Consider the following 8,584-nt stretch of genomic DNA (forward strand, 5'->3'; position numbering starts at 1 on the left):
ACATCGTCTGGCTCGGGTAGCCACCTGGTGACAACGCCCCGACCCCGGCATTGCAGCGACACTGTTGGTGAATCCTGGGGCTGAACGTGACGTCGGCTTCCACGACCCGTTGTGGTCGTGGAAGCCGACGTCACGTTTGGGGAGGGCCGGTGTCGTTGCACGCCAGGAAGATCGACGGAGTCCCCGAGGAGACAGCTCGGGTAGCACGGGCTGCGTTCCCGAAGGGCAGCCTGGCGATGCGGATCCGTGACGAGCTGGGCGAGCTGTTCTTGGACGCCGACTTCGCCGGACTGTATCCGAACAGGGGGAAGCCAGCGTGGTCGCCGGGCAGGCTGGCGCTGGTGTCGGTCATGCAGTTCGCCGAGGGACTGTCGGACCGGCAGGCCGCGGACACGGTGCGCGGGCGGCTGGACTGGAAGTAGCTGCTGGGGCTGGAGCTGGCCGATCCGGGATTCGACCACTCGGTACTGACGGAATTCAGGGACCGGCTGATCGCAGGAGACGCCGGGATCCTGCTCTTGGACCGAGTCCTTGAGGCCGCCGCGGAACGCGGCTTGCTCAAGGATGGCCGCCGTGCGCGCACGGACTCCACGATCGTGCTGTCCGCCGCGCGGCAGATCAACGGACTGGTACGGCTCGGTGAGACCCTGCGAGCCACGCTGAACAGCATGGCCGTCCGCGAGCCGGAGTGGCTGGCCGGCTGGGTTCCACCTGAGTGGTTCGACCGGTACGCGATCCGGTTCGAAGACACCCGCCTGCCCAAGGGGAAGGTCAAGCAGACCGAGCTGATCGAGCAGATCGGCGCCGACGGGCTGAGCCTGCTGGCGGCCCTGCACGGACCGGACGCCCCGCCGTCCCTAAAGCTGCTCGACCGGGTCCAGACCCTGCGGCAGATGTGGATCCAGCAGTACTTCGTCGACGACGGGCAGGTCCACCGCCGGGACCTCAAGGACCGCCCGCCGGGCGCGGAGCGATTTGTCACGCCCTACGACACCGACGCGCGGGGCAGCGTGAAACGCGGCATCTTCTGGGACGGCTACAAGGTCCACCTCACCGAAATCTGCGAGCCGGACAGCCCAAACCTGATCACACACGTCGCCACAACCGACTCCACCGTCCAGGACGTGCGCCTGGTCGCTCCGATCCACGCCCACCTCGCCGAACGCGAGCTCCTGCCCGACCACCACCTGGTCGACGCGGGCTACGCGACAGCCCGGGAAGTAGTCACCGCCCGCCGAGACCACAAAGTCAACCTGGTGGGCCCAATTCTCGCATCCACCAGCTGGCAGACCAAGGACGGCAGTGGCTTCTCCCAGGCCGACTTCATTATCGACTGGGAGAACCAGCAGGCGACCTGCCCGAACGGCGCGACCAGCAGCCGATGGGCCGAAGACCGCTCCCAGGAGGGGACAGCCGTAGTCCGAGCACGGTTTCCGACAGCCGCCTGCCGTCCCTGCAAGGCCCGAGAGCAGTGCACCCGCTCCAACAACAAGTCGGACATGGGCCGCCGGATCACCCTCCGCCCACAAGCAGAGTATGAGGCGATCCAGCAGGCGCGGGCCCAGGAAGACACCCAGGAATGGAAAAAACAGTACGCACACCGAGCCGGTGTCGAAGGCACGATCTCCCAAGGCGTTCGGGCCTTCGGCCTGCGGCGATGTCGCTATCACGGCCTGGCCAAGGCGCGGCTACAGCACCAGCTCACTGCCACCGCGATGAACCTCCACCGCCTCAACGCCTGGTGGACCGATACCCCACGGGCCCGGACGCGCGTTTCTCACCTGGCAGCGCTCCGCCCCCCCCCGCGCAGAACTCCTGCTCCTAGAGCGCGAGGGGGGCGGAAGCTGCTGACCGTCGCGCGCTCGCGTGACGGTCAGCAATACGGTGGCTGGTTGGTCAGGGACGCTGCCACCCGCATCCACACGCCGAACAGCCGGTAAAGGCCGGGGAGAGTGCCCTGCGCCTGCACCGTCCGGCTGTTTGTTGAGGTAACCCCTGGGATTCCAAGGAGGGTCGAGGCCACTGAAGCCGACTGCCAGCGCACTGTAAGAGTGGATGGGGTCGCAGGGGCCACCGGTGCCTTCGGCGGTGTGGAGAGACTGGAGGCGACCGCTTTCTCGATGGCCGCACGTGCTTCTTCCGCAGGGCGTAGATCCGCCGCGAATCGGTCCCGTGCGTACTTCACGGCCACAGTTCTCACCGAGGCGTCGCGTTCCGACATCTCTGTGCAGGCGCAGTCGTCCCCGGTGAGAACCGTCACCGGAACGCCGATGGCGGCCGCGGTGGCGTGGGTCAGGCCGATCTCACCGACGGGTCGGCCGTCCAGCCACATGTCTTCGATCTCGTGGCCCATAAAGCTGTGGCTGAGAACGCCGAGTGCCCCGGCCCGGGAGTGGTAGCCGACGCAGATGACAGCGTCGTGTTCGGGGTTGAGGCCTTCCAACATGCCCATGTGCTTGGGCTTGCCGCGGATGAGGCGGACTGCCGGGTGCAGGGACTCGGGTAGGAGGTTGCGCATCGGGCCGTGCGCATCGTTGACGGTGATCTCGGTGGCGCCGGCCGTGACGGCGCCACGGACGGCGGCGTTGACGTCCTCAGCCATCATCAGCCGTCCACGCTCGTAGTCCCGGCCGCTGGGCTGGACGTCGTCAGCGTCAACGAGCCCTGTGACGCCCTCCATGTCCGCACTGATGTAGATCCGCACTCTGCCATCCCCTCAAGCTTGATCGCCTGGGAGACGCCTTTTACTCATCCTCTGGTTCCTGCACCAGCTCGCGACCACCTGGTTTCGGCTTGGGCGGGCACAGCTGCTTCGGACTCATCCGCCTGTACGCGAGCACACCTTTCTGTCACGCAAGGATCAGGAGAAGCTTCTGAACCGAATTCGCCAACAGTGTCTTGCAGCTGCCGGGGTCGGGGCGTTTCGCATCGTATCCACGGCCGGATCCACCAGTGGCCACCCTGGGCGGCAACGCGTAGTCAGCCGGGTGGCTACTGCTTACCAGTTGCCGCGGGGCCGTTCGGCACCGAGCTGGAGCTCGCGGAGGCATTCGCGGCAGTCCGGCAAACCGCTCACGGGGCGGTCTTCCTCCGTCGACCATCTGAAGCCGCACAGCGAGGTGGGCAGGCCAGAGTCGTCATCTGGCTGATCATCGTCTCGTGCTGGTCGCGCGCCGGCCGCCACAGTGGCGCGATGGATGCAGGACTTGCCGCGCTCCTCAGCCACGGCACGGACCGTCACCACGTACGGACCGACACTCTCCGAGCCCTACGGGGTGCGGCCACCGTCTCATCGTTACTCCACACAAATCACGATGATCAACGGTGGCCGCACCCGTTTCAGCTCTGGCCCGGGACCAGACACCCGACCAAGGAAGCAGCCCGTGATCACCACTCTCGTTGCCGTCATCGGGACGCTCCTCGGATCGATCGTCACCGGCACCTTCCAACACCTGGCGGCTGGCCGCGCCGAACGCGCAGCCGCCGCTGAGCAGTTGCGCCGTGACAGGCTCGACGCGGTGACCACGCTCGCCTCCGCCGACTCCGACCACCGCCGGGCCCTGTGGATGCGCGGAGAGGCTCGGCTGCGCGGCGCCAGCAACGATGAGCTGGAAGAACTGCGAGCCAAGTCCCATATCACCCGCTCCGCCATCACCCGCCCCCTGGTTGCGCTGCGGCTCCTCGTGCCCGACCCGGCTGTCCACGCCACCGCAAAGGCGATGGTCGTCGCCACCTACGACATGGTCGATGCTGCCACGAGCATCGAGGAGCTCACCGCAGCGCAGGACGCCGCACGGGCCGCACACGACCGATTCATCGACGCTGCCGCTGCATACTTCAGCGCCAACACCTGACAGCGCCTCTGCCCCGCCGCCCGAGGTGACACAGCGGCCGCCGATGTCGATGAGAACGGGATTCTTGCCTGGGCAGGGCGTCTCCCAGCCGATCCGCTGGGATCGCCGGACGCCGCAGTGCCGGGCTGGGAGGATCCCCAGGTGATCAATCTGGGAGTGCGAGTCGAGTTCTATGAAAGCGTCGGACAGGTCGGCGAGCCATCCAAGGGCTACCTCGGCGCGCTGGAGCGGACCGAGGGCTACCGGGCCGCAGCGGTCCCGCAGATCGGGACCTACCTCATGGCTGCGTCGCTGCGTGTCGTTGACCGCGAGACGGCCCGCCCGCTGCCGGGGCCGGTGCAACTGCCGGTGCGCTCGGTCGAGCACCACCTGGTGCCTGAGCGCGAGGGCAAGGTTCCCGTCTGGTGGGACAGCTATGACGAGCCCGGCCCGGTCGTCGTGGTCCATGTGGCGCTGGGACCCTCGCCCACTGGCGAACTGCTGCGGCAGATGGTCCGGCAGTACGTGGCTGACGGCTGGGAGTGCTACGGGACGGACGGTTCAGAACTGCGGGAGTACGGGCTGGAAGCCCGGCGCGATCTGGGGCTCTAGCTGGAGTCGGCCCCGGCTCCAGCTATGAGCCTCACACCCCATCTCCCCAGGTAGACGCGGTGATCTGTGAGCCTGTGAGCCTGTGAGTTGGAGCTTGCGTCCGTGCTTCCCTACGCCCTGGTCCGGCCCACCGGCGCGGAGGACGATGGAATCATGGGCGAGCACGACCAGGACCAGGGCGGCGTCGCCGAACCGACGCGGCCGCCGCTCAGCGCGGCGCAGGCCCGGGAGATGACGGCTGGGCTGCGCGAGGCGATGGACGACGTCCGGCGCTCCGTGACGGTGCTCGCCGCCCGGGTCCGCGACGCGCACGCCGCCCGTGTCTGGACACCTCTCGGGCAGCCGAGCTGGGAGGCGTACTGCGACGCGGAGTTCGGTATCAGCCGCACCCAGGCGTACCGGCTCCTGGACGTCGCCCGCTCCCTCGCCGCGATCCACGGCGCCGTCGCCGCCGGCACCGAGACGTCTCGCACGAGACACCGACCCGGTCGCCGCGGCCGCGCTCGACTACGGCCTCTCCCAGCGCGCCCTGATCGCCGTCTCCAGCCGTAGCGGCGACGTCGCGGAGCTGATCACCCACCGACTCACCACGCTCGCCCACAGCGGCCTCCAAGCCATCGATGAGCCGACCGTGCGCGCCGTGTTCCGCCAGGCCGTCCGCGACGTTCGTACCGCCCCGCCTCCGCCGCCTGTCGATCCGCCGGCGGATCCCGCCCTCGCCGCGCTGCGCGCCGTCGTCGACGACCTCGCCGCCAGCACCCACGCGATTGACGAGCTGATGCTCGAAGTCGCCCCGGCCTACCTCTCCGACACCGACGCCGCCGACGTCCTCGCCCCGCTGTGCGAGGCGATCGGAGAGGAACTCGAGCACGGCCTCGCCGCCCGCCGTTACGCGATGTCCGGCGACCGCCGCTCCCTGCACGGCACCGTCCTGTAGACCGCCGCTCCCGGCTGCTCCTGTGAGGCACACACCTCGTTTCCCCAGGTGGGCGAGGCGCGGTGTGAGGGTGTGAGGTGCGAGCCGAGGGCCTGCGGCGACGGGGCACGCTACTCCTGGTCGTGCTGCTCACCGTGGTGTGCAGCGAGTCGCAGCACGAGTGGGTGGCGGACGTCGTCGGTGGGGTGCTGCTCGTGGTCCTGGTGGGGTTGCAGCAGGGCGGTGTCGTGGGTGCAGCGCAGCATTTGCATGGGCCAGGCGGCACACGGGTGCTGCACGGGTAGCAGGCCGACCCGGCCGGTGCAGCACGCCCCTCGGCCCCGCTGCTCACGGTCGGCGCCCGCTGTTCCGCGACAGCCAGCACAGCCGTGGGCCCGGCCCGGCGGCTGCATAACATCGCAGATCTGCGATGCTCCGGGCGAGATCTATGCGCGGCTGCATACAGCGCCGTAGGTCAGAGTCTGCTGACCTACGGCGCTGTTCGGTGGCGCTGCTGCCACGAAACGGTGGCAGCAGCGCCACCGTGCGGGACGGCTGCCTGCGGTCTCCCGCAGAGGGGACCGATGTACGCACGAGCCGGAGCAGCCGCTGGTTGTTCTGGAGAACCAGAACAAACCGGTTACCTGGTGCTACCGACCACCCGCGCCTAAGCTGTGACTTTCCCCTGGAGGGGAACGACGTACGCACCGGGTGCTCACCGCTTGGGACAGACGAATGTGCCCCTGACGCACATTCCTGTGCGTCAGGGGCACATTTCGCGGCTGGTTATCACCCGCGGGTGATGGCGGGCGGCATCAGCCGGCGGCGCGGACAGCCCGGAGCGGTTGGCTCTGGCGCTTGGGCGGCGCGGTCTCGTAGAGCGGAACGGTGATCTCGGGCAGTTCGCCGGCCTCGATGCGCTCGGATGCGTCCTCGATCGCTTCCTCCAGCTCTTCCTGGGAGGCGTAGGAGGCGATGTAGGGGTGGAGGTAGTAGGTCCGGTACTTGCGGTCTTTCGGCCTCAGCACGAGGTTCCTGCTCTCCAGCAGTCCCATCGCGGTGTTCGCGGAGTTCCGCGACAGGCCCACGCGGGCCCCCAGCTCGGCCTGGGAGGCGTTCACCTCGCCGCCGGGCTCCTGGCGCTCGATGAGGACGCTCAGCAGCTCCATCGCGGCCTTGGTGAGGTCCAGCCGGTACAGCATTCCGAAACCGGCGCTCGCCTGGATCAGCATGCCCGCCCCTCTTCGTCGACCACTTCATCTTCCCCGTCTTCGACACCGAGCTCCAGCTGGACGCTGCGCGGTGGCGGCGGGGCGTTCAGGGCCGGGAAGACGTCTTCCGGCAGCTTCCCGTCCTTGTCGCGCAAGGAGTCCAGGATCTCGCGCTGCACGTCTCCGTTGCCCTCGAACCCGAGCATCGGGTTCACGAAGATCAGCCCACTGTCCACGCGCTGGATCATGTGCCACTGCTCCAGGCGGCCGATCGCCCGGGTCACGTTCGACCGCTCCACACCCAGCTTGTCGGCGATCTTCTTGTGGGTGGCGCGCAGCCAGCCCTCGCGCTGCCGGCCGATGCACCACAGCAGGACCGCGGACTGGATCGGCGACATGCCGTGCTGAGCGATGAGCACGGCCAGGACGTCGGCGAGGAAGTCGTTGGACACCACGCTGTAGCCGGAACGCCCGTACATGTCGTGCGGCGCGCGGTAGGTGTACCGGACGCTGACGTCCATCTGCTGCACCGGCCGCTTACGGGTGGGCGGCTTGATGTCCTTGCCCAGCCGGGAGGACAGGGTCTCGCGGAAGGCGCTGTCACCACCGGGTGGCACGGCGGTGATCCGGGCCTTGCCGCGGCCGGCGGCGGAGCGCTTGGGCTGGCGGGGCATCGACGGTGGTCCTGTCCTCGATCTTGGGGGTCGCGCCGGACACTAGCAGTTGTTCAAGCTCGGTTGGCAGATTTGTACACGCTGGCGTGGCGCTTTGGTGTCGACGCCGACACAACGGTTTCGAGGCCTGTTTCCTCGAAACCAGCCCTCACCAGCAATGTTCCAAATTTGTACAAGCAGGGTTGCCAAATACGGGTGTCGCTGTGGCACCACGGACACATTTCCGCAGGTCAATGTGTCAGCGCCGACACATCGCCTTCCGCAAAAGCTCAGGTCAGAGCCGGTTTTCCGCGCGGGCCCTCTTTTCCCTAAGACGCACGCGCGCGCGGGGCGACACCAGGGCCTCCGCCACGGTGGGCAACCCCGCTACCGACGGCACCAACCGGTACAGCCGACGCTGCGTAGCCCTCGGGCATTCCCGGCCCGTAGCCGCCACCCGGTCTGTACGGCTACTGCGCCCGCGAAGGCCCCCAAGCGCGCCTCAGGCCGTTCCTCCCGGGCTGGCCCGGATCGATGGGCCGAGGTCTGTACGGGGCCCATAGGCGGCTTCCTGCGACGCCTCGGCCAGGGTCTGTGGCTGAGGCAGCTTCGCGTGCGGCTCCGTGGACCGGTGCGGACCGTAGGCGGCATCAGCGGAGCTGCGTCTCGGGTGGTGCCGACCGTGACGCTCAAACGCATCGAGGCGTGGCCGATGCCGGTGGTCGGTTGCGCCGCCCGGCCCTGAGGGGCCGTTCGGCTCCGGTACCTCCGCACGCTGAATTTCAGCATCTGCATATCGGGGCTTCCGTTCTGTGGCTGAGCGATTTAGGGTCCGCTCAATTCTGAATTCTGCCGGAAGTTTTCTAGTCAAGGCAGGGGTGGCGGGGCCAGGATCCAAACGCTACACAGCTAGTTGCCGTGATGCATCAGCCGCGCTGGGTGTTCGCTCGCTCGGGTGATACGTCGATAGATCCTGTGTCGCGGCGATAGGTTGGCGTGTATGCTGACGGGGTATCGGTGAACGTGCCAGGGCGGCTTCCAGGTTGGGGGAGGGGTTCGGGTGAAGCGCAGCGGAGCCCGTCACTGAGGTGCGGCCGGCACCCCGTCAGGCCGATGGCCCGTCATCCCGTTGCGGGGGTAGTGGCTGGGATTCCCAAGCCCTACACAGGCGCAAGCGTGATGCACCCCCCTTGCTGCCAGCCTCGGCGCCCGCGCTTGCGCGGGTGCTTTCAATTCGCGCTTGCGCGAATTGACACTCCTTTGGAATTCCGCTTGCGGAATTCAATTCCCGCGCTTGCGCGGGAATTTGGCGGAGCGTCAGCGGAGCCGTCACTATGCCCCGGCTTGCCGGGGCATATC

At 68.0% G+C, this 8,584-nt stretch carries 8 protein-coding genes and 1 pseudogene; 6 read left to right on the top strand and 3 right to left on the bottom strand.

The genetic code is table 11. The annotated features are described in order from the left end of the window. Positions 1-149: 149 nt before the first annotated feature. Positions 150-1,799 (top strand): annotated as a pseudogene (locus ACMTAK_RS00535) (IS1182 family transposase); the annotation flags it as partial. A gap of 74 nt (positions 1,800-1,873) precedes the next feature. On the opposite strand, the gene ACMTAK_RS00540 reads toward ACMTAK_RS00535, so the two are convergent. Next, positions 1,874-2,704, bottom strand: a complete 831-nt coding sequence (locus ACMTAK_RS00540) for a M55 family metallopeptidase (protein WP_413804286.1) — start codon at positions 2,702-2,704, stop codon at positions 1,874-1,876. A gap of 679 nt (positions 2,705-3,383) precedes the next feature. Here ACMTAK_RS00540 and ACMTAK_RS00545 point away from each other — a divergent pair. From ACMTAK_RS00545 to ACMTAK_RS00565, 5 genes are all read left to right on the top strand, one after another. Next, on the top strand, positions 3,384-3,854 hold the full coding sequence (locus ACMTAK_RS00545) for a hypothetical protein (protein WP_413804287.1): 471 nt from the start codon (positions 3,384-3,386) through the stop codon (positions 3,852-3,854). Positions 3,855-3,995: 141 nt separating this feature from the next. After that, positions 3,996-4,445 (top strand): hypothetical protein, encoded by a 450-nt coding sequence (locus ACMTAK_RS00550; protein WP_413804288.1) that lies wholly within the window; start codon positions 3,996-3,998, stop codon positions 4,443-4,445. Between the two features lie 102 nt (positions 4,446-4,547). Beyond that, entirely contained in the window at positions 4,548-4,997 is a 450-nt protein-coding gene (locus ACMTAK_RS00555; protein WP_413804289.1) for a hypothetical protein, read from the top strand. Positions 4,998-5,076: 79 nt separating this feature from the next. Then, entirely contained in the window at positions 5,077-5,382 is a 306-nt protein-coding gene (locus ACMTAK_RS00560) for a hypothetical protein (RefSeq protein WP_413804290.1), read from the top strand. A gap of 77 nt (positions 5,383-5,459) precedes the next feature. After that, positions 5,460-5,666: a hypothetical protein gene (locus ACMTAK_RS00565; protein ID WP_413804291.1), complete on the top strand. Its 207-nt coding sequence runs from the start codon at positions 5,460-5,462 to the stop codon at positions 5,664-5,666. 510 nt (positions 5,667-6,176) lie between these two features. On the opposite strand, the gene ACMTAK_RS00570 is transcribed toward ACMTAK_RS00565, so the two are convergent. Both ACMTAK_RS00570 and ACMTAK_RS00575 read right to left on the bottom strand, forming a co-directional pair. Beyond that, the gene (locus tag ACMTAK_RS00570) at positions 6,177-6,593 is read right to left on the bottom strand and encodes a hypothetical protein (protein WP_413804292.1); all 417 of its coding nucleotides are present in this window, start codon (positions 6,591-6,593) and stop codon (positions 6,177-6,179) included. Further along, a complete protein-coding gene (locus ACMTAK_RS00575; protein ID WP_413804293.1) occupies positions 6,587-7,246 on the bottom strand; it encodes a MarR family transcriptional regulator in 660 nt (219 codons plus the stop codon). The genes ACMTAK_RS00570 and ACMTAK_RS00575 overlap by 7 nt, the downstream gene beginning before the upstream one ends. Positions 7,247-8,584: the final 1,338 nt, after the last annotated feature.

This window comes from Streptomyces lacaronensis, from assembly GCF_047337785.1.
Lineage (GTDB): Bacteria > Actinomycetota > Actinomycetes > Streptomycetales > Streptomycetaceae > Streptomyces > Streptomyces lycopersici.